16 protein-coding genes are annotated in these 20740 nt (G+C 72.5%); 12 read left to right on the plus strand and 4 right to left on the minus strand.

Annotated elements, in window-relative coordinates; genetic code table 11:
• The first annotated feature begins 572 nt into the window (after positions 1 to 572).
• From N8I86_RS32340 to N8I86_RS32355, 4 genes are all read left to right on the plus strand, one after another.
• Positions 573 to 1538 (plus strand): SCO0930 family lipoprotein, encoded by a 966-nt coding sequence (locus tag N8I86_RS32340; RefSeq protein ID WP_073891172.1) that lies wholly within the window; start codon positions 573 to 575, stop codon positions 1536 to 1538.
• A 343-nt stretch (positions 1539 to 1881) separates the two neighbouring features.
• Entirely contained in the window at positions 1882 to 2694 is an 813-nt protein-coding gene (locus tag N8I86_RS32345) for an SAM-dependent methyltransferase (protein ID WP_073891170.1), read from the plus strand.
• Positions 2691 to 4835 (plus strand): putative bifunctional diguanylate cyclase/phosphodiesterase, encoded by a 2145-nt coding sequence (locus N8I86_RS32350; RefSeq protein WP_073891168.1) that lies wholly within the window; start codon positions 2691 to 2693, stop codon positions 4833 to 4835. Before N8I86_RS32345 ends, N8I86_RS32350 begins: the two co-directional genes overlap by 4 nt.
• A 90-nt stretch (positions 4836 to 4925) precedes the next feature.
• The gene (locus N8I86_RS32355; RefSeq protein WP_263279365.1) at positions 4926 to 6074 is read left to right on the plus strand and encodes a tetratricopeptide repeat protein; all 1149 of its coding nucleotides are present in this window, start codon (positions 4926 to 4928) and stop codon (positions 6072 to 6074) included.
• 60 nt (positions 6075 to 6134) lie between these two features.
• On the opposite strand, the gene N8I86_RS32360 is transcribed toward N8I86_RS32355, so the two are convergent.
• Together N8I86_RS32360 and N8I86_RS32365 are read right to left on the minus strand one after the other, a co-directional pair.
• A complete protein-coding gene (locus N8I86_RS32360; RefSeq protein ID WP_123440493.1) occupies positions 6135 to 7052 on the minus strand; it encodes a hypothetical protein in 918 nt (305 codons plus the stop codon).
• Positions 7049 to 7444 carry a hypothetical protein gene (locus N8I86_RS32365; RefSeq protein WP_093472782.1) on the minus strand — a complete coding sequence of 132 codons (396 nt, stop codon included), beginning with the start codon at positions 7442 to 7444 and terminating at the stop codon, positions 7049 to 7051. Before N8I86_RS32365 ends, N8I86_RS32360 begins: the two co-directional genes overlap by 4 nt.
• 144 nt (positions 7445 to 7588) lie before the next feature.
• On the opposite strand from N8I86_RS32365, the gene N8I86_RS32370 reads away from it, so the two are divergent.
• Complete coding sequence (locus N8I86_RS32370) at positions 7589 to 11380, plus strand: CHAT domain-containing protein (RefSeq protein ID WP_263279366.1); 3792 nt, start codon at positions 7589 to 7591, stop codon at positions 11378 to 11380.
• A gap of 74 nt (positions 11381 to 11454) precedes the next feature.
• Here N8I86_RS32370 and N8I86_RS32375 read toward each other — a convergent pair whose 3' ends face one another.
• The gene (locus N8I86_RS32375) at positions 11455 to 12039 is read right to left on the minus strand and encodes a hypothetical protein (protein WP_263279367.1); all 585 of its coding nucleotides are present in this window, start codon (positions 12037 to 12039) and stop codon (positions 11455 to 11457) included.
• A gap of 1137 nt (positions 12040 to 13176) precedes the next feature.
• On the opposite strand from N8I86_RS32375, the gene N8I86_RS32385 reads away from it, so the two are divergent.
• Positions 13177 to 13617 carry a hypothetical protein gene (locus N8I86_RS32385; RefSeq protein WP_263279368.1) on the plus strand — a complete coding sequence of 147 codons (441 nt, stop codon included), beginning with the start codon at positions 13177 to 13179 and terminating at the stop codon, positions 13615 to 13617.
• Between the two features lie 206 nt (positions 13618 to 13823).
• Here N8I86_RS32385 and N8I86_RS32390 read toward each other — a convergent pair whose 3' ends face one another.
• Entirely contained in the window at positions 13824 to 14708 is an 885-nt protein-coding gene (locus N8I86_RS32390) for a LysR family transcriptional regulator (protein ID WP_073891158.1), read from the minus strand.
• Between the two features lie 119 nt (positions 14709 to 14827).
• On the opposite strand from N8I86_RS32390, the gene N8I86_RS32395 reads away from it, so the two are divergent.
• The 6 genes from N8I86_RS32395 (at position 14828) to N8I86_RS32420 (ending at position 20725) form a co-directional block, all read left to right on the plus strand.
• Positions 14828 to 15499, plus strand: coding sequence for a succinate dehydrogenase (locus N8I86_RS32395; protein WP_073891156.1), 672 nt, complete (start codon positions 14828 to 14830; stop codon positions 15497 to 15499).
• Between the two features lies 1 nt (position 15500).
• Positions 15501 to 17450: a fumarate reductase/succinate dehydrogenase flavoprotein subunit gene (locus N8I86_RS32400; protein WP_073891155.1), complete on the plus strand. Its 1950-nt coding sequence runs from the start codon at positions 15501 to 15503 to the stop codon at positions 17448 to 17450.
• Complete coding sequence (locus N8I86_RS32405) at positions 17447 to 18193, plus strand: succinate dehydrogenase/fumarate reductase iron-sulfur subunit (protein WP_073891153.1); 747 nt, start codon at positions 17447 to 17449, stop codon at positions 18191 to 18193. Before N8I86_RS32400 ends, N8I86_RS32405 begins: the two co-directional genes overlap by 4 nt.
• Before the next feature lie 304 nt (positions 18194 to 18497).
• Entirely contained in the window at positions 18498 to 19262 is a 765-nt protein-coding gene (locus tag N8I86_RS32410; protein ID WP_241840912.1) for a GNAT family N-acetyltransferase, read from the plus strand.
• Positions 19262 to 20071, plus strand: coding sequence for a lysophospholipid acyltransferase family protein (locus N8I86_RS32415; RefSeq protein ID WP_263279369.1), 810 nt, complete (start codon positions 19262 to 19264; stop codon positions 20069 to 20071). Before N8I86_RS32410 ends, N8I86_RS32415 begins: the two co-directional genes overlap by 1 nt.
• 93 nt (positions 20072 to 20164) lie before the next feature.
• Entirely contained in the window at positions 20165 to 20725 is a 561-nt protein-coding gene (locus N8I86_RS32420) for a hypothetical protein (RefSeq protein ID WP_263279370.1), read from the plus strand.
• Positions 20726 to 20740: the final 15 nt, after the last annotated feature.

Genomic DNA, 20740 nt, shown 5'->3' on the forward strand with positions numbered 1-20740 from the left:
CGGCGGAGGCGGTGGCGGGGGTGGAGGCGGCGTCGGGGTCGGGGTGGGCGTGGGCGGGCACGGCGGCGGGGTCGGCTCCGGGCAGGGCGGTGGTGTCGGCCAGTGGTGGCCGCCGGCGTAGGCGACCGCCGTGGTGCCCTCGGGGCCCGTCGAGGCGTACGCACAGGCGTCGGCCGACGCGCTGCCGACCGGACAGCCCACCAGGGTCCAGGTCAGCGTCAGCAGGGCCAACGCCCTTGCGACGGGCGCGCGTCGGGTGACTTCGGGTCCATGCACGACGGAGATCATGGGTTGCGACACGCGGTCGTACGCCGTAAGTCGGCCGGATTGCTCCGAAGGAAGGACATCGTGCGATCAATGGTTTGACATGACGAAGCATCCGACTGTCCCGATACGTATGCCTGTACGGGCCCCGGTCCGACGGCGTGCGGCACGGCGTCCGGAAGAAAAAACCCGAAGAACTTCCCGCCGGGTTGAACGCTCGCGCCCCTGCGCCGCGTACCCATGGCCGTGCGGCGGCGCAGCAAGACTGCAGGGCGCTGCGAAATCCAGGCGATGATGGGGAGTTGACGATGAAGACCTCCTGGCGGGCCGCCTCACTGGTGGCCACGGCGGCTTCGGTGCTGGCGCTGACGACGGCGTGCGGTCAGGACAAGGCGACCACTCCCGCGTCGTCGGCCCAGAACGTCGGGGCCACGGCCGCGGCGGACGGCTACGGCAACCCGGGCAGCGGCACCACGACCGGCGCGGGCAACGGCTACGGCGCCGACGGCGACCAGGCCTCCGGCTCCGGGGCCAAGGCCGTCCCCGCGGGCAAGCTGACCGTGTCCGACAACGCCGATCTGGGCAAGGTGCTGACCGACGCCGCCGGCCTCACCCTGTACCGGTTCGACAAGGACACCGCGAACCCGCCCAAGACGAACTGCGACGGCGACTGCGCCACCACCTGGCCGCCGGTGCCCGCCGACGACGCCACCGCGGGCGCCGGTATCGACAAGGCGCTGCTCGGCGAGGTCACCCGTGCCGACGGCAGCAAGCAGCTCACCATCGGCGGCTGGCCCGCCTACCGCTACGCCAAGGACGTCAACCCCGGGGACGTCAACGGGCAGGGCGTGGGCGGCAAGTGGTACGCGCTCGCCCCGAACGGCAAGAAGGCCTCCCTGTCCTCGCTGCCGGGCCTCTCCGTGCGCAAGGACGCCAAGCTGGGGAACGTCGTCGTCGACAAGAACGGCATGACGGTCTACCGCTTCATGAAGGACCAGGCCTGGCCGAAGTCGGTCTCCAACTGCCTCGGCGCCTGCCTGGAGAAGTGGCCGGCGGTCGACCCCGTCAGCGCCGACAACACCAAGGGCGTCAAGAAGAAGGGCCTCATGCCCTTCACCCGCTCCGACGGCAAGGAGCAGATGTCGGTCAACTGCTGGCCGATCTACACCTTCTCCGGGGACAAGGCCCCCGGCGACACCAACGGTCAGGGCGTGGGCGGCACGTGGTACGCCGTCTCGCCCGACGGCAAGCCGGTCGGCGCGCCGGGCAACTAGATCACCTCCCCAGGGTCGATCGCCCCGCCCGACCGGCGCGCGACCGAAGGTCCGCCCCCTCCGCACCGCACGGAGGGGGCGGACCGTTTTTCCGGGGTGTGGACAGCCGGGGTGGTGGACAGGTGTGGTGTGCTCGTACCGGACTCCGGCCCGTGCGGGCGGCGACACGGCGGCGGATGCCGGCGTACGGTCACGCAGTGGGGTCGTCCGGGCACTTGCCGCAGGCAGTGACCGGGAACGGACGGTCAATTTCCGTTTCAGGTCGCTCCTTTGGCGGGCGATCAGTAGCCTCAGCTCGAACACCGGATCGCCTACGTCCGCCGTCCACGCCTTGGAGAATCACATGGAGCGTCCCGCCTGGGCACCACGGAGCATCGACATCTCCGTGCCGAGCGTTTCGCGGATCTACGACTACTACCTGGGCGGTTCGCACAACTTCGAGGTCGACCGGGAAGCGGCCCGCAAGGCCATGGAGTACCTACCGGGCCTGCCGAAGATCATGCAGGCCAACCGGGCGTTCATGCGCCGGGCCGTACGGTTCGCGGCCGGCGAGGGCATCACCCAGTTCCTCGACATCGGCTCCGGCATCCCCACCTTCGGCAACGTCCACGAGGTGGCGCAGACGGCCGTACCGGGCGCCCGGGTCGTCTACGTCGACCACGACCCGGTCGCCGTCGCGCACAGTGAGGCGGTCCTCGCGGGCAACGACGCCGCGGACGTGGTCGCGGCGGACCTGCGCAAGCCGCAGGAGATCCTCACGAACCCGCGGGTGGAGCGGCTGATCGACCTGAATCGGCCAGTGGCGCTCCTTCTCGTTGCCATACTTCACTTCGTGGAAGACGCGGACGACCCGTACAGTGCGGTGGCCGAGCTGCGCGAGGCACTCGCGCCCGGCAGCCTGCTGATCCTCACCCATGCCTCGTACGAGGGAATCCCGTTGCCCGCCGAGCGGGCCGAGGGCGCGGTGGACGTGTACAAGGACATTCGCAACCCGCTGATCATGCGATCGCGCGACGAGATCGCGCGGTTCTTCGAGGGGTACGACATGGTGGAACCCGGACTGGTGCAGATGCCGCACTGGCGCCCGGAGTCGGCGCCGGAGGACGAGGATCCGTTCGCCTTCTCCGGATTCGCCGGCGTGGGGCGTTCGGCGTGAGCGCGGAACCGGACGGGCCGGAGGACAGACTGCGCCGGCTGACGACGATCTGGAGCCGGGCCGTCTTCCCGGTGACCTCGACGTCGCTCACCCGCGTCGAGTTCGAGGAACGACTCCTGCCCCTGGCACGCCGGTTGAGCGAGCTGCTGCGGGCCCGCGCCCTCGACGCGGACGCCGCCAAGGCGGTCGGCGCCGCACTGGTGGCGGCCCACTGCACGGACCCCGAGGCGCTCAGCCGTACCCTCGACTGCGTCGACGCCTACCTGGTCCTGTACTGCGGCGAGGACGGCCCGCAGGACGAACTGCGCGTGCGTTCCTCGCGGTTGCAGCACGCGATGGCCGCGGGCTTCGCCCGGGCACTGCGCGAGCGGACCCTCGCCGAGCAGGAGGCCATCGCCCAGGCCGCGTTGCACGCGCAGGGAGCCGTGGCCGAGGCGCTGCACGCGAGCGAGGCACGCTTCCGCGCCGTCTTCGAGGGCGCGGCCATAGGAATCGGCATCGCCGACCTGGACGGCAACGTCCTCCAGGTCAACGAGGCGCTGCTGCGCATGTTCGGGCTGCCCGAGAACTCGCTGCGCGGCCGGCGCGTGCTGGAGTGGACCCACCCCGAGGACGCCCCGCAGACGTGGAGGCTCTACGAGGAGCTCGTCCGGGGCGAGCGCGAGCACTACCACGTGGAGAAGGCCTTCAACCGGCCCGACGGCACGGTGCTGTGGACCAATCTGACGGTGTCCCTGCTCCGCGACGCCGACGGCGAACCCCAGTACCAGCTGGCCCTCATGGAGGACACCACCGAGCGGCGCCTGCTCAACCTCAGGCTGCGCTACGAGGCCACGCACGACGCGCTCACCGGACTGCCCAACCGCACCCTGTTCTTCGAGCGGCTGGAGAAGGCCCTCGGCGCCGGCGACGGCCAGCGCTTCGGGCTGTGCTACCTCGACCTCGACGGCTTCAAGACCGTCAACGACAGCCTCGGGCACGCGGCCGGCGACCGGCTGCTGGTGGAGGTCGCCGACCGGCTCCAGTCCTGCGCGACCGCGCCCGGCGAGATGGTCGCCCGGCTCGGCGGCGACGAGTTCGTGGCGCTGACCACCGGCCCCGGCACCGAGCGCGAGGTCGACGAGCTCGCCGAGCGGATCATGAACGCGCTGATCACCCCGATCAGTATCGACGGCCGGGACCTGCTGGTCCGCGGCAGCCTCGGCATCGTCGAGGGCCCGGCGGGCGAGCGGACCGCGGCCGAGGTGCTGCGCAGCGCCGACATCACCATGTACCGGGCCAAGTCCGCGGGCGGCAACCGCTCCGAACTCGCCGATCCGGAGGCCGACGCCCGCGCGATCACCCGCCACGGGCTCACCACCGCCCTGCCCACCGCCCTGGACCGCGGCGAGTTCTTCATCGAGTACCAGCCGCTCGTCCACCTCGGCGACGGCAGCGTCCGGGGTGCCGAGGCCCTGGTGCGCTGGCTGCACCCGCAGCACGGCGTGCTCGGCCCCGACCGCTTCATCCCGCTCGCCGAACACACCGGCCTGATCGTGCCGCTGGGCCGCTGGGTCCTGGAGGAGTCCATCCGGCAGGCCCGCGCCTGGCGCGAGCGCCACGGTGCGGACACCGGCGCCGGGCCGCTGCGCATCAACGTCAACCTGTCCCCGTGCCAGCTCAGCCATCCGGGTCTGGTCCAGGACACCGTCGACATCCTCGAACGCGCGGGTGTCACTCCGGACGCGCTGTGCCTGGAGGTCACCGAGTCCGCGCTGATCGGCGCCGACGACGATCTGCTCAAACCCCTGCGCCGGCTGGCGGAGATGGGCGTGGACATCGCCCTGGACGACTTCGGCACCGGCTACTCGAACCTGGCGAACCTCCGCCGGCTGCCGGTCAGCGTCCTGAAGCTGGACCGCTCCTTCACCCAGGGCATGCAGCAGTTCCCCGCCGATCCGGTCGACCTGAAGATCGTCGAGGGGATCGTCTCCCTCGCCCACAGCCTCGACCTCGCGGTGACGGTGGAGGGCGTGGAAACCGGCGCCCAGGCCGAGCAGTTGCGGATACTGGGCTGCGACACGGCCCAGGGCTGGTACTACGCTCGGCCGGGACCGCCGGAACGGCTGCACGAGCTGGCACTGGTGGACGCGACGGGCTGACGGCCGCCCCACCGGGGTACGACTACGACGGGCGGGCCGCGACCGCGCCCGCCACCGCGTCGTGCACCGTACCCGAGGACGGAGGGCCGGATGACGGATCGCTCGGTCGACGCATTACGTGCCGAGGTGGCCCGGTTGGAGACACACCACGGCTTCCGGGAGCTCGAGACCACGGCGGCCCGCCACGATCTGGCCGGCGCCCTGCACGAGTCGGGACAGCTGCTCGAGGCGGTGGAGCAGTACGCGCTCGCCTGGGACGGGTTCGCGCGCCGCTTCGGCTCCTCCCACCTGTTCACCCTCACCTGCCTGAACAACCTCGCCCTGGTGGTGCGGGACCTGCGCCGCTGGGACGAGGCGCTGAACCTCTTCGGCCAGGTGCACGGCGAGCGCGCCGCCATGCTGGGGCCCGCGCACCCGCTGACGCTGAACGCGGCCAACAACTTCCTGAGCGTGCTGGTGCGCAAGGGCGACCTGGCCGCCGCGGCCGACGAGTACCCGGCGTTCGTCGACGCCTGCGAGCACACCTTCGGCCCCGAGGACGGCACGACCCAGGCCGTCCGGCGGGACTACGCCGACGTGCTGCGCCGGCTCGGCCGGCACGAGGAGGTCGTCCGGGTCCTGGGCACCTCCGCGGTGTGGCCGGTCGGCCGGGTGCTCATCGGCTGCGCCCGGCTGATGCGCTACACGGCCCTGTTCCCCGTGGCGCTGACCGCGAGCCGTTACGGCGCCGAACTGACACTCGGCGTGCACGCGGGCGCCCGCACGGACATGGGCGCCGGACGCGAGCTGCGCGACGACGACCTCGGCATCCTCTGCGCCGTGGTCGACCCGCGGGACCTGCCCGAGCCGTACGACCCCGCCGAGGACCTGCGGGCCACGGCGGACGAGGTGGCGGACGCGCTGGGCGCGCTGGGCGAGCACCTGGCGGAGGCCGACGTGGAGCTGGGGGAAGGACGGCTGCGGGTACGGGTGTTCGTGCACCACGCGCACTGGCCCCGGCTCAGCGTGCCGCCGTCGCTGACGCTCGACCGCAGGCTGATGTCCGCGCGCGACCGTACCCGGCACGACCGTCTGCTCCGCTCCGTCCCGCACCACCCGGCCCCGGATCCGGCGGCCCGTCGCGGCCTCCTGGGCTCCCGGGCCGGCTCCTCGATCCGCCTGACCGCCGCGCCCCGGGTCACCGTCTCCACGACGGCCGGACTGGACACCCGTCCGGCGCCCACCCCGTCCGAGGCGTGAGGCAGGCCGGGCCGCCAGGGTGCCGAGGGGGCGGGGGAGACGTGCCGTGGCCGCCGCGCCTCAGTCGCCGAAACGGGACAGGTCCGTGCGGTCCTTACGGAGCAGACTGGTCGCCGCGTCGCCCTCCGCCGGGCCCAGGCGGCCCGGGCAGTCGATGCCCAACCGCACCACCAGATCGCGGCCGTAGAGGTCGACGGCCGCCTCCACGAGGTCGGCCTGCACACCGACGGCGAGCCGGGCGCGGTGACGGGCGGCGATCAGGACGCCGGCGGCGAGAACGGCGGCGGGCCACCACACCACGGCGAGCGGCAGGTACAGCAGGCCCCAGCCCATGAGCCGGGCGCCGGCCCCGACACCGGCCCGCGCCTCGGAGAGCTCCGCGCGAGCCGCGTCCGGCACCAGCAGCCACAGCCGCGGCCAGGCGGCCGTCAGATCCAGGTGGTAGGTGTCGTGCACCCGCTGGTCCACGGCGTACAGACGGTCCCCCATCCAGGTCGGCCGGGAAGCGGGCTCCGGGCATATCGCGTCGCGTCGCGCGATCGCCGCCCGCAGCGCCTGCGCCGTCGGCGCGGTACCGCCGGACGCCGTGAACTCCCGCAGCGCGGCGGCCACCTGCTCCTCGGCCCGTCGCCAGCGCCGCCCGCGGGCGGCGGCCAGCCGGCGCAGCAGGGGCTCCTCGCCGGAGGCCCACCACACCCGCTCCACGAGCTGGGCAGCCGCCGACGCGGCCAGACCGGCGGCGGCCGAGGCGGCCGTGAACCCGGCGGCGCCGATCAGCACGGTCCCGAGGCGGCCGCTGGCCGGAGCGGCGGCGACGGAGTCCAGCCAGGCGGCCGGCACCCCCGGGTCGAGCGCGTGCCCGTGGCCGAGCAGCACGGCGACGGCCGCCGTGGACACGTAGAAGGCACCCGGCAGGACGAGCAGTGCCGCCCAGCGGCCCGCCATCTGCTTGCCCAGTTCGGCGAGGACCGTGATCACAGCCGGATCTTCCGGGGGACCAGCGGGGTGCCGGTCAGCGCGCACGCGGGCGGCGGGGTCCGCGACCCGCGCTGCCGCTCCTGCGGTTCGAGACGCGAGCAGGACGCCTCGGCCGGGCAGCCCCACACCGTGACCACGGGATGGGCCCGCCCGCCGCGCAGCGGCTCGAAGCCCCGCGGTCCCACCGTGAGCCCGTCGATGCCGTGCCGGGCGAAGGCGTCGTCCAGGGCGTCCAGGTCCGCGGTGACCGCGGCGGTGCGACTGCCCGCCCGGGCGGCCTGGCCCAGCCGGGTCAGCGCCTCGCCCACGCCGTAGCGCTCGGCCCGCTCCCGCAGCCCGTCGTCCCCCGCCTGCGCGCACAGCCGCGCCAGCCGCTCCGCGATCTCGTCCATCGACGGCTCCTCGAACTCCTTCGCGCCACAGCCGTTCCCGTGGCCGGCGGGATCAACGTACCGGTCACGGACGGTGGTGGACACGGGACGGCGGGGAACCAAGTAGGGCAGCGGATCGTTCAGCGGGTGTACGGGGGTGGGGCGATGGAGGATCTGGAGCGGTATCTGCACACCGGTGACGGCCGGGACCTGCCGCCGCTGGCTCCCGCCACGCTGCCGCCGCCGCCCGGCGCGGACGCGGCGGGCACCGCGCGGCTCGCCCTGCTCCGCTGGTTCCGCTACCTCCATCTCCCGGGCGTGAGCGGCCTGCTGGAATTCCGTGCCGCCGTCCAGCTCGCGGGCGCGCTGGACCGCGTACCGGAGGGCCTGCCGCCGCTGCCCGCCGCGCTGCGCGAGAACCTGCGGAGGGCGGACGCGGCGCGCCGTGGCCGGCGCCGGCCACGGCGCGGGGACCGGGAGACCTCGGACGGCGAGCGGGAGCCCATCGCCCTAGGCCCGGCCCGCGTCGATCAACTCCTCTTCCTCATGGGCCGGTTCGAGGACCAGCGGGACTTCTCCGCCCTGGACACGGCATTGGACCTGCAGCGGCGGTGGCTCAAGGAGAACGGCCTGTCCGTGCGCGAGCGGGCCGCTCTCCTCACCGACCACGCCCATCTGCTCCTGCTGCTCGGCGACCTCGGTGCCCACCGCTCCTGGCCGGCGGAAGCCGAGCGGGCCGCCCGCCTCGCCGTCGAGACCACGGCCCGGCAGGAGGCACGGCACGATCCGCACCTCGCCAACCGGCTGCTGATCAAGGCCCGTTGCGCGACCGCCCTGTACGACCCCGAGGCCGACCCTACCGGGCTGGAGCGCGCCGTCCAGGATCTGCGCCGGGCCGTCGAGGCGGCCGGGCGGTGCACCCCGGTCGCGCTGCACCACGCCCGTGACCTGGTGACCACGCTGATCCGGTGGTACGAGGCCACCGGCGCGCCGCGGACGCTCACCGACGCGCTGACGGCGGCCAGCGACCTGGTGCGGGCCACGCACCCCGAGGACCGCCGCGGCCCCGAACACCGGGAGTGGCTGGCGCAGTTGGAGGCGGAGGCCGTACCCCGGCTCGGGGCGGAGGCGGTCGCCGCCGTGCTGGGCGAGCCCGCGGTGGCGTACGCACCCGGGACCGAGGAGCGTCACCGCGCCTGGTGGGCGACCGCCGAGGACGCGGACGCGCCCTGGACCGAGCGGCGGAAGGCCGCGCTGGCCCTCGTCGAGGCGGTGCCGGGCCACGACGAGGACCGTCCCGGCGCTCTGCTGCTGGCCGCCCAGACCGAGATGCACGTCTGGCTGGAGGGCGGGGACGGCGCCACGCCCGGCCGGGCGCGGGTGTGGGCCGAGCAGGCGGCCGACGCCCTGCCGCCCGGGCACCGGCTGGCCGGACGGGCGCTCACCGTGCTGGCCGAAGCCACCCTCTATCTCGCGGCGGAAGCGTCCCCCGAGCCCGACGGGCGGCTCACCGAGGAGGCGTTGGAGCACGGCAGACGAGCCAGGTCCGCCCTCCTTCCCGAGGAGACGGACACCCCCCACCTGCTGGAGCGCCTGGCCCTGCTGGTGGAGCGGGTGGCCCATGTCCTGTCGGACGGCACGCTCCTGCAGGAGTGGGTGGACGTCCGCAGGCAGGCCCTGGCGCTGACCCCGCGAACGGATCCGTTCCGCCCGTTCCGCGTCTCCAACCTGGCCGGCGCGCTGTACGAACTGTCCCGGTACGAGAACGACACGGACCGGGCGGACGAAGCGCTCGCCCTCGCCCGCGAGGCCGCCGACGCGCTGCCCGAAGACCATCCGCGCAAGCACGAGCTGCTGCTCAACCTGGCCAATCACCACATGCACCAGGGCGGCGGTGCCGACGGCACGGCCCGGCTGGCCGAGGCCGAGCGGCTCTACCGGGACGGCCTGGCCCGGCTTCCCGCCGACCACCACGATGTGCCCCGGTTCACCAGTTCCCTCAGCCAGGTGCTGCACATGCGGTACCGGACGAACGGTGACCGGGCGACCCTGGTGGACGCGGTCGGCATGGCCCGGGAGGCGGCGGCCCGTACCCCGGCCGACGACTGGTTCCACACCGTGCGCCTGCTGCTGTTCGCGCGCTCCGCGACGGCGCTGTACGACCTGACGGCGGACGCGCACCCGGACGCGGAGCTGCGCGCCGAGGCTCTCGCCGCCTGGGACGAGGTCGCACAGGACGAGCGGTTCACCAGAGGTGTGTGGTTCGAGGCACAGGAGAAGCGCGCGGTCCTCGCCCGGGCCGCGGGCGATCCCGAGCACGCCCTGCGGGCGCTGGAAGCCGCGCTCGAGAAGGTCCCGGGACTGGCCCGGCGTTCCTTCGCCGGCCCCCTTCGCAAGGGCGTCGCCCGGAAGGCACCCGAACTGGCCCTGCAGGCCGCGCTCGCGGCCGTGGAGGCCGGCCGCCCCGGGCACGCGGTGGAACTGCTGGAGCGGGGCCGCGCGATCCTTTACGAGCAGGAGATCCTGTCGTGGCGGCACCGGGCGGAACTGCGCAGGACCGACCCGAGGACCGCCGAGCGTCTGGAACGGATCGACAGACGCCTGGTCACCGCGGACTTCTTCGCGAACGCCGCGAGGATCGACTTCCAAGCGGTCACGCAGCACCGTTTCGGCCGCACCACCACGGACATGACGCGCAGCTGGGACCCGCGGCCCGGTTACGCGGCGGAGACCCGCAGGCTCTCCGCCGAACGGGACCGCATCGTCGGGGCCCTGGCCACGGACCCGCGCTTCGCCGAGCTGGCGGGCCGACGGCCACTGGCCGACCTGCGCGCCGCGACCGCGGGCTGTCCGGTGGTGTTCGTCCTGGCCCACCGTTCCGGGGGCGACGCCCTGCTCGTTCCGGCAGACCCGGCGGATCCCGTGCGGCACATCGCGCTGCCGGGGCTGACGGACGCGGCGGTGCGCGAGCACGTCGCGAGGCTGAGGACGGCCCTGCGGGACGCGGTGGACGCGGGCGCGGCACCGGACCGACGCCAGGCCGCGCAGTCCGAGCTGCACGACGTCCTGGACTGGTCGTGGGACGAGGTCGCCTCGCCCGTCCTGGCCCGGCTCGGCACGGCCGGGCCGGGCAGCCCGAAGCCGCGGTTGTGGTGGTGCCCGGTGGGTCCGGTGGTACGGCTGCCGCTGCACGCGGCCGGCCGCCACCCGCGCTCCGCCTCCGAGGCCGAGGCCCGGGCGCGAGCGGCACAGGCCCCACCCACCGTCATCGACCGGGTGATCCCCTCCTACGCCACCACGCTGGGGGCCCTTGCCCACTCGTTGCGGGACGCGCCCGGCACCCCGTCCGGCGGCGGGCCGCCGCGTTCGCTCGTGGTCGCCGTGCCGAACAGCCGGCACGGCCCGCCGCTGCCGATGGCCGAGCGGGAGGCCCGTACCGTCCTCGACGCGCTGCCCGGCTCGACGCTGCTCCTCGGCGAGGAGGCCGATCTCGCCGCGGTGACGACGGCGCTGCGCGAGCACGACCTGGTCCACTTCGCCTGCCACGGGGACAACGACACCGACCTCGGCCTGCTGCGCGGGGGCGGCCTGCACCTGGGCGGCGGCGAGACCCTGACCGCCACCGCCATCCAGGACACCCCCCTGGAACACGGCGCGCTGGCCATCCTCTCCGCGTGCAGCACGGCCGAGGCGCACCCCGTACTGCCGGACGAGCCGATGCACCTGGCAGCGGCCTTCCAACTGGCCGGATTCCGCGGAGTCATCGGCACCCTGTGGCACGCCCCGGACACCCCCGGGATGGCCCGTGAGCTCTATGCGGCCCTGACGGCGGACGGCACCGCCTTCCCGGACACCACGGCCGCGGCCCAGGCCCTCAACCACGCCCAGCGCACCATGCGCGACGCCTACCCGGCCACCCCGACCCGCTGGGCGGCCTACCTGCACACGGGCGTCTGAGCTCTTGTCATCCGAACGTCCTTTTTTGTCTCACCACACTGCCGCTGAGACAGACGGTGCGTCGGGTGGCGAGCTCAGTGGCTGATCGGTTCGCGGGAGGACCAGAAGGGGTCGGTCACGTTGGGACGCGGCACGTCCTTGCCGAAGTAGCTCTGTCCGCGCGCCTGAGTCGCCGGCGTCTTGACCTCGGACGTGCGGACGCAGGCGGTCTGCACGTCGAGGAAGAATTGCCCTTCCCCGCCGACAACGAGCCCGGTGCGTAGCAGGCCGTCACCGGTCTCGGCGTACATCTCGGGGAACTCCTTGTCGGAGATGACCTTTGTGATCTTCAGCCCCGACTTCTTCCAGTACCGCTCGATGACGCCGAGGAGAGCCCCGCGCCTCTCGTCGGACACCTTGGTCATGACGACTGCGCGGCGGGTGACGTCCCCGTATGCGTCCGAGCCGTCGCAGCTGCCGTGGTCCGAGGCATCATGTGTCCAGTCGAGCGGGGGCCGGACCGCGCGGAAGGTCTGGTAAACCAGCGCGTCGGCCTTCTCCGCCGCCTCCTGCATGTCCACCTTCGAGTCCCCCTTCACATCCCCATCGCTTCCGCTGCAGCCGGTCGCGGCCGCGATGACCAGTGCGATTCCAGCCAGGTGAGCGGTGAGCTTTTTCATCGAGGGTCTTCCGTCGTGACGATGTCTGACCTGCCGGCGACGATCTTGGCAATATTGTTCGCCGCGGAGGGATTCCTGTCGGGGTCGAAATATCCGGAGTGAGCAGGCGTCGGCCCCTCATTCGAGAGATAGAGCGGCAACGGCTCGCGGACCGAGCCCAGCCGCTCCTCCCAAGAGGCGACAACGGCCGTGAGTGGCCAGACTTGCCAGGCCTCCGAGGGCGCTGGCCATGTCGTCATGGGCGAGGCTCAGGTCCGCCTTGGACTTGAATGTGCTGGTGTGCAGACCCTCGGCCACGGTCGCGGCCCGCGTCCAGGGGCCGTGTGTGTGCAGAAGCTGCCCGGTGACGCTTCCCCCGCCAACTCCGCTGCTCGAACCACCGATGTTCGGCCGGAACCTGATTGAGCTGCATCCGTGTTCCATGCCGCTCGGCAGCCGCAGTCTTGAGCTGCTCCCACTCCTCCCACGCCACGCGTGGCCCCCCCTTTTTTGGCCGGTCATTGTGCCCCGGATGATGGTAGGCGCCCGTCGTGCAGGTCCCATCCGTGATCTATCCCAGCCGTCCTAGGTACGCGTACTCAGGCCACAGGGGCACGCGGCGGCCCACAGATCTGACCGGAACCGGTCCACTCCACGAACGCCCGCAGGCCCTAGCGGGCCTCCTCGGTCGTCATGTTGATCTCCTGTAGCGCCGCCTCCGCGGCGAAAGCGGCCGTGCGATCGCAGTTGAGGGACGCGCTCAGTAGCCGCCTCGTCGTCTTCGCCTGGCGCGGTCCCCCGCCCGTTCGCCACGATCACACCGCCGCCCGTCGTCCACGTGCGTGAAGTCGATGCTCAGATGCTGTGGGTGGACTTCGTCAGCCCAGCTCGCCTGGCGGGCCGACGGCGAACTCGTAGGCCTCTTCCACCTGCCGCGGGAAACGGGCCTCGTCGTCGAGGCTGATGTCGAGCAGGCTCGCCTGCCTCTGGCTTGCTCAGCTAGGACGGAGGAAGCATGCGGAGACCACTCCAGGACGGCGTCCACGTCATTGGTGTAGATCACCAGGTCCTCGTGCAGTCCCGGCGGACAGGGTCCTTTCATCGGGCTGGTGGCCACGGTGCGGTGAAGATGGGCTGTCTGGACCCTGGGAGTGGGGCATGGAGCCGGTCTCGTTGGCTTTGCTGTTGGCGTTGGCGAGTGGTGCGGCTGGAACTGCGGGTGAGCAGGCGTGGGATCGCTTGGCCGCGCTGGTCCGCCGTCCACGGCGGCAGACTGCCCTGGTGTCCGGGCCGTCATCCGGTGAGGGGGAAGCGGAGCTGGAGCGATATCCCGCCGATGAGCGCCAGGCGCGGGCTCTGTCGGCCGTGCTCACTGCCCGGGCCGCGATGGATGCCGACTTCGCTGCGGCGCTGGATACATGGCATCAGGAAGCGCAGCGTGCAGTGTTCTTCGCCGGTGCAGGGAACGTCGCCGCCCACATTTCGGGCCGCAGCCAGGGCAACCGGGGCATCATGCGCGATATGTCGGGCGGTGTGAGCTTCGGTGCGCCGTCGGCCCGGCCCGACCGGCCTGACGAATCTCACCTGGCTGAGGACTGAGTTCCTGTCGTGGCTGTTGACCGGTCTGGCAGTGGCGATCTCCAGGGAGAGGTGTCCGGGGGCAGGCCAGAGGCCGTGATCATCGCGCGGGACATCAAGGGACCCGTCAGGATTACCACGGCTGGAGTGCGGGTGCCCGGCTCCCTGCAGGCGCCCACACCGGCAGCCGAGGGGGCGACGGCCGGCTTACCGGCGCGCGTCCCGCCTCACCGTTCCACCAGCATCCGCTGGAGTTCCCGGGCCGCCCGGGGCGGAGCCACGTCGCTGCGGTGGGCCAGGGCGATCGTGCGGTGGAGGCCGGGGCGGGCCAGCGGGGTCACGCGCAGTCCGCGTCCCGACCCGGTCGCGACCATGCGGGGTACGACGGCCAGGCCGAGGCCGGCGCGCACGAACCCCAGCACCGCGTCCATCTCGCCGCCCTCCACCGCGAAGTCCGGCTCGAAGCCCTCGGCGCGGCACGCGGCCACCGTCAGCTCCCGCAGGTCGTACCCGTGCCGGAACATCACCAGCCGCTCACCCTCCAGATCGGCGATGCGCACGGACCGCCCGCCCCGGCCGGGGGCAGGCGCCTCGGGCGAGGACACCACCACCAGGTCCTCACGCAGCAGCTCCACCGTGGTCAGCGCGGGCGACGGCGTCGGCAGCGGCAGTACCACCAGGGCCAGGTCGAGGGCGCCCCGGGCGAGCTCCCGCACCAGGTCGTGCGAGCCGCTCTCCTCGATCAGCAGCTGGATCCCGGGATACCGGTCGTGGAAGGCGCGCAGCACATCCGGCAGCAGACCCGTGCACAGGCTCGGCGTCGCCCCCAGCCGGACCCGGCCGCGCCGCAGCTGCGCCAGCTCCTGCACCTCGTACCGGGCGGTGTCCGCGTCGGCCAGGATCCGCCGGGCCAGCGGCAGCAGCGCCTCGCCCGCGTCGGTGAGCGTGATGTTGCCCCGGGCGCGCTGGAACAGATCCGCGCCCAGCTCCCGCTCCAGCGCCTTGATCTGCTGCGAGAGCGACGGCTGCGCGACATGGACCAGCTCGGCGGCCCGCGTGAAGTGCCGGGTCTCGGCGACGGCCACGAAATACTGGAGCTGCTGGAACTGCATCCAGCCAGGATAGCCTCCGCCTATGGAAACGAGCCGGACCATGTCTTGGACCGATCGAGTTCCGGAGGCCTAGCGTCACTGCCATGGCTCTGGCAACGCGGACGGACCGACGGCCGTCCATGGCGCGCACGGTGTGGGACTCCACCGTCGGCAAGAAGACGGTGATGGCCGTCAGTGGCGTGATCATGCTGCTGTACCTGGTCGCCCACATGATCGGCAATCTGAAGATCTACTTCGGCGCGGGCGAGTTCAACCACTACGCGCACTGGCTGCGCACCGTCGGCGAACCGTTCATGCACTACGAGTGGACGCTCTGGCTCATCCGGGTCGTCCTGGTCGCCGCCGTGGTCGCCCACGCCACGTCCGCCTACCAGCTCAGCCGCCGCGACATCAAGGCGCGGCCGGCCAAGTACGTGCACAGGAAGCCGAGGGCGAGCTACGCCACCCGCACCATGCGCTGGGGCGGGATCATCCTGGGCCTGTTCATCGTCTGGCACCTGCTGGACCTGACCACGGGCACCGCCCACCCGGGCGGCTTCCAGGAGGGCCACCCGTACCAGAACGTCGTGGACACCTTCTCCACCTGGTACGGCAACGCCGTCTACATCGTCGCGATGCTCGCGCTCGGCCTGCACGTCCGGCACGGCTTCTGGAGCGCCGCCCAGACCCTGGGCGTCGGCAGCCGCGCCCGCGACCGCGCCCTCAAGGCCGTCGCCGACATCCTCGCGCTGCTGCTCACGGCCGGCTTCATCGCCGTACCCGTGGGCGTGATGACCGGAGTGGTGAGCTGACATGACCGACTACGTCCACTACACGACCGGCACACCGGCCGTCGACGACAAGGCCCCCTCCGGGCCGGTCCACGAGCGCTGGGACAAGCGCCGCTTCGAGGCGAAGCTGGTCAACCCCGCCAACCGGCGCAAGCACACGGTCATCGTCGTGGGCACCGGACTCGCCGGCGGCTCGGCGGGCGCCACGCTCGCCGAACAGGGTTACCACGTCGTCCAGTTCTGCTACCAGGACTCCCCGCGGCGGGCCCACTCCATCGCCGCGCAGGGCGGCATCAACGCGGCGAAGAACTACCGCAACGACGGCGACTCGGTCCACCGCCTCTTCTACGACACCGTCAAGGGCGGCGACTTCCGGGCACGCGAGTCGAACGTGCACCGGCTCGCGCAGATCTCCGTCGAGATCATCGACCAGTGCGTGGCGCAGGGCGTGCCGTTCGCCCGCGAGTACGGCGGCCTGCTCGACACCCGCTCCTTCGGCGGCGTCCAGGTCTCCCGCACCTTCTACGCCCGCGGCCAGACGGGCCAGCAACTGCTGCTGGGCGCCTACCAGGCGCTGTCCCGGCAGATCGCCGCGGGCAACGTGGAGATGCACCCGCGCACCGAGATGCTGGACCTGATCGTCGTCGACGGCCGGGCCCGCGGGATCGTGGCGCGCGACCTGATCACCGGGAGGATCGACACGTACTTCGCCGACGCCGTCGTCCTCGCCAGCGGCGGCTACGGCAACGTCTTCTACCTGTCGACCAACGCCATGAACTCCAACGCGACCGCCGTCTGGCGGGCGCACCGGCGCGGCGCCCACTTCGCCAACCCCTGCTTCACCCAGATCCACCCGACCTGCATCCCGCGCACCGGCGACCACCAGTCCAAGCTGACGCTGATGAGCGAGTCGCTGCGCAACGACGGCCGTATCTGGGTACCGAAGGCCAAGGGCGACGACCGGCCGCCGCACCGCATCCCCGAGGACGAGCGCGACTACTACCTGGAGCGCATCTACCCGTCCTTCGGCAACCTGGTCCCGCGTGACATCGCCTCCCGCGCCGCGAAGAACGTCTGCGACGAGGGCAGGGGGGTCGGCCCCGGCGGACAGGGCGTCTACCTCGACTTCGCCGACGCGATCCGGCGCATGGGCCGCAAGGCCGTCGAGGCCAAGTACGGCAACCTCTTCGACATGTACCAGCGGATCACCGACGAGGATCCGTACGAGGTGCCGATGCGCATCTACCCGGCCGTGCACTACACGATGGGCGGACTCTGGGTCGACTACGACCTCCAGACCACCGTCCCCGGCCTGTTCGCGATCGGCGAGGCCAACTTCTCCGACCACGGCGCCAACCGGCTCGGCGCGTCCGCGCTGATGCAGGGCCTCGCCGACGGCTACTTCGTCCTCCCGGCCACCATCAACGACTACCTGGCCCGCAACCCGCACCAGGAGGCCGTCACCGCCGCCCACCCCGCGGTGCAGGAGGTGCTCGCCGAGACCGAGGACCGGCTGCACCTGCTGCTCGCCGTGGACGGCGACCGCACCCCGGACTCCTTCCATCGCGAACTCGGCGAGCTGATGTGGGAGTTCTGCGGGATGGCGCGCACCGACGCCGGACTGCGCAAGGCCCTGGAGCGCATCCCGCAGATCCGCGAGGAGTTCTGGCGGCGCATCAAGGTGCCCGGCACCGGCGAGGAGTTCAACCAGTCGCTGGAGAAGGCCAACCGGATCGTCGACTACCTGGAACTGGCCGAGCTGATGTGCCTCGACGCGCTCCACCGCGCCGAGTCCTGCGGCGGTCACTTCCGTGAGGAGTCCCAGACCCCGGACGGCGAGGCGGCACGCCGGGACGACGCGTTCTCGTACGCGGCCGCCTGGGAGTTCACCGGCACCGGCGAGCCGCCCGTCCTGCACAAGGAAGACCTCGTCTTCGAGTACGTCCACCCCACCCAGCGGAGCTACGCATGAAGCTCACCCTGCGCGTCTGGCGGCAGAAGAACGCCGACGCAGAAGGAGCCATGTCCACCTACGAGGTGGACGGCGTCTCGCCCGACATGTCCTTCCTGGAGATGCTGGACGTCCTCAACGAACGGCTCATCCTGTCCGGTGAGGAACCCGTCGCCTTCGACCACGACTGCCGCGAGGGCATCTGCGGCGCCTGCTCGCTCGTCATCAACGGCGACGCGCACGGCCCCGAGCGGACCACCACCTGCCAGCTGCACATGCGGTCCTTCCGGGACGGCGACACCATCGACATCGAGCCGTGGCGGGCGTCCGCGTTCCCGGTGATCAAGGACCTCGTGGTGGACCGGTCCGCCTTCGACCGGATCATCCAGGCCGGCGGGTACGTCACCGCGCCCACCGGCTCCGCACCCGAGGCGCACGCCACGCCGGTGCCGAAGGCCGACGCCGACCTCGCGTTCGAGCACGCCGAGTGCATCGGGTGCGGGGCGTGCGTGGCCGCCTGTCCCAACGGCGCGGCGATGCTGTTCACCTCCGCCAAGGTCAACCACCTCAATGTGCTGCCCCAGGGCGCGCCGGAGCGGGAGACCCGGGTGCTGGACATGGTCGCGCAGATGGACGCCGAGGGGTTCGGCGGCTGCACGCTGACGGGGGAGTGCGCGACGGCCTGCCCCAAGGGCATCCCCCTGATGTCGATCACCAGCATGAACAAGGAGTGGCTGCGGGCCAACCGCAAGGTGAGGCGGTAGCCCTGCCCAGACGGCCGTCCCCGGGTGCCCGTGAGCGAGCCCCGGCGGACGGCCGAAGGAGAGACGTTCGCCGCCAGGGCGGGCGGGTGGGACCGGGTCAGGTGCTCGACCCGGTCCCACCAGGCATCCTCACGGTTCCGGCGAGCGGACCGCGCCCCGTCGCCGCGTGGTGCGTCGTCCGTCATTCAGCAGCCGCACATCCACGGGTCCCGCGCCGGTCACGCCGAGGCCAGCCTGTCGCGGAAGAAAGCAGGTGCAGATCTCGTCATGCATCCGCTCGGCGCAGGAGACCCCCATGACCGCCATGCCCGCCTCGCCCCCCGCCCTCGCCGGCCCGTCCGACGGCTCCGGATACCTCGTGTCGCTCGCCCGGGACCAGGACGACGTCCGGGCCGCGCAGCGCCTGCGCCACCAGGTGTTCGCCGGGGAGATGGGCGCCCGGCTCGACGGCCCCGAACCGGGCCTCGACATGGACGCCTTCGACGCGTACTGCGATCACCTGCTCATCCGGGACGGCGGCACCGGCGAGGTCGTCGGCACCTACCGGCTGCTCCCGCCGGAGCGGGCCGCCGTCGCCGGCCGGCTCTACTCCGAGGGCGAGTTCGACCTCTCCGCGCTCTCCCCGGTCCGCTCCGGGCTGGTCGAGGTCGGCCGCTCCTGCGTGCACCCCGACCACCGCGACGGCGCCGTGATCGGCCTGATCTGGGCCGGCATAGCCCGGTACATGGTCGACCGGGGCCACGAGTGGCTGGCCGGCTGCTGCTCGGTGCCGCTCGCCGACGGCGGCGCGCTCGCCACGGCCACCTGGGACCGGGTGCGCGACAAGCACCTGTCGCCCGAGGAGTTCCGGGTACGGCCGCTGCTGCCCTGGACCCCGAACGCCGAGGCTCCGGCCGGGCGCACCGAACTGCCGGCCCTGCTGCGCGGCTACCTCCGCCTCGGCGCCTGGGTGTGCGGTGAGCCCGCGCACGACCCGGACTTCGGGGTCGCCGACCTGTACGTGCTGCTGTCGATGCGCCGGGTCAACCCGCGCTATCTGCGGCACTTCCTCTCCCTCGTCCCGGCCTGATGAGCGTCTGGCTGCCCAGCGCGCCCTGCACCCCGGGCGCCTGTGTGGAGCAGGCCCGTGCCGCCGCGGCCGTACCCCGCGCGGTGCTGCGGCTGACCGCCGTCGTGGCCCTGCTGCTGGCCGGTGTCCTGCTGTCCCCGTTCGGCGCGCGGATCCCCGCGGACTGGGTGCGGAGATGGTCCCGGACGGTCGTACGCGCCATCGGCGTGCAGGTCCGCGTCACCGGGGCGGCCCCGCCGGACGGAGGCGTGCTGCTGGTCGCCAACCACATCTCCTGGCTGGACATCCCGCTGCTCGCCGCGGTCCGGCCGGCCCGGATGCTGGCCAAGGCCGAGATCCGGCGCTGGCCCGTGGCGGGCCGGCTGGCCGCGCGGGGCGGGGCCCTGTTCATCGAGCGGGACCGGCTGCGCGCCCTGCCCGCGACGGTCGCCCGGGTCGCCGGGGCACTGCGGGACGGTGCCGCCGTCGCGGCGTTCCCCGAGGGCAGCACCTGGTGCGGCCGGGCCCAGGGGCACTTCCGCCGCGCCGTCTTCCAGGCCGCCCTCGACGCCGGGGTCCCGGTCCAGCCGGTCCGCCTGAGCTACCGCACCGCGCAGGGCCGGGCGGCAACCGCGGCGGCGTTCGTCGGCGACGACACCCTGTTCGCCTCGCTGTGGCGGGTCGCGACGGCCCGCGGACTGGTGGCCGAGGTGGAGGTGCGCCCCCTGATCCCGGCCGCCGGTCACCCGGACCGCCGCTCGCTGGCCCGCGCGGCGGCACCCGGCACCCCCGCGGAACCCACCTGGACCCATACGGCACTGGTCGCCTGACCCCCGACCACAGAAAAGACCATATATGGATAGATCCTCACCAAAGGGGCACTTGTACGGGGCACATCACTACTCCCCGAGGAGGGTGTGCCCATGTCAACAGGAACGCTTCTGGCGATCATCATCCCGATCGTGGTGGTGCTCGTCCTGGTCGCCGTCGCGGTCTCGATGCTGAGGCGGCGCAGTCATCTCCGTGAGCGCTTCGGCCCGGAGTACGAGCGGACCGTCGAGGGATCCGACAGCAGGCTCGCCGCCGAGCGGGAGCTCAGGTCGCGCGAGAGGCGCCACGACGCGCTGGAGATCAAGCCGCTGCCCGACGCGGCCCGGGACCGCTACACACAGGAGTGGACCGGCGTCCAGCAGGAGTTCGTCGACCGTCCGGAGGACGCGGTGCACGACGCCGACCGGCTGGTGACCTCGCTCATGCACGAACGCGGCTATCCCACCGAGGGGTTCGAGCAGCAGATGAGGGACCTCTCGGTCGAGCACGGCCGCACCCTGGAGCACTACCGCGCCGCGCACGAGGTGGAGGGCCTCTCCACGCGCAGCCGCGCGACGACCGAGCAACTGCGGGGCGCCATGGTGCACTACCGGGCGCTGTTCGACGAGCTGCTGGCCGACGGCGGGGGCCGCGCCCAGCACTCCCGCACCTGACGCAGCCTGACACAG

Source organism: Streptomyces albidicamelliae (assembly GCF_025642175.1).
GTDB classification, from domain to species: domain Bacteria; phylum Actinomycetota; class Actinomycetes; order Streptomycetales; family Streptomycetaceae; genus Streptomyces; species Streptomyces albidocamelliae.